The organism is Aeromonas sp. QDB11 (assembly GCF_027705265.1).
GTDB classification, from domain to species: Bacteria; Pseudomonadota; Gammaproteobacteria; order Enterobacterales; family Aeromonadaceae; genus Aeromonas; species Aeromonas allosaccharophila.
Genome location: NZ_JAPDBM010000202.1, coordinates 1 through 855 on the forward strand (window position 1 = coordinate 1; position 855 = coordinate 855).

The following is an 855-nucleotide window of genomic DNA, read 5'->3' on the forward strand; positions in this document are numbered from 1 at the left end:
CACATGCGTGTAAATCATCGTCGTAGAGACGTCGGAATGGCCGAGCAGATCCTGCACGGTTCGAATGTCGTAACCGCTGCGGAGCAAGGCCGTCGCGAACGAGTGGCGGAGGGTGTGCGGTGTGGCGGGCTTCGTGATGCCTGCTTGTTCTACGGCACGTTTGAAGGCGCGCTGAAAGGTCTGGTCATACATGTGATGGCGACGCACGACACCGCTCCGTGGATCGGTCGAATGCGTGTGCTGCGCAAAAACCCAGAACCACGGCCAGGAATGCCCGGCGCGCGGATACTTCCGCTCAAGGGCGTCGGGAAGCGCAACGCCGCTGCGGCCCTCGGCCTGGTCCTTCAGCCACCATGCCCGTGCACGCGACAGCTGCTCGCGCAGGCTGGGTGCCAAGCTCTCGGGTAACATCAAGGCCCGATCCTTGGAGCCCTTGCCCTCCCGCACGATGATCGTGCCGTGATCGAAATCCAGATCCTTGACCCGCAGTTGCAAACCCTCACTGATCCGCATGCCCGTTCCATACAGAAGCTGGGCGAACAAACGATGCTCGCCTTCCAGAAAACCGAGGATGCGAACCACTTCATCCGGGGTCAGCACCACCGGCAAGCGCCGCGACGGCCGAGGTCTTCCGATCTCCTGAAGCCAGGGCAGATCCGTGCACAGCACCTTGCCGTAGAAGAACAGCAAGGCCGCCAATGCCTGACGATGCGTGGAGACCGAAACCTTGCGCTCGTTCGCCAGCCAGGACAGAAATGCCTCGACTTCGCTGCTGCCCAAGGTTGCCGGGTGACGCACACCGTGGAAACGGATGAAGGCACGAACCCAGTGGACATAAGCCTGTTCGGTTCGTAA

At 61.5% G+C, this 855-nt stretch carries 1 protein-coding gene; it reads right to left on the reverse strand.

The features are described from left to right. On the reverse strand, positions 1-855 hold an 855-nt coding region (gene intI1 / locus OKC40_RS22655), incomplete at both ends, for a class 1 integron integrase IntI1 (RefSeq protein WP_270797048.1).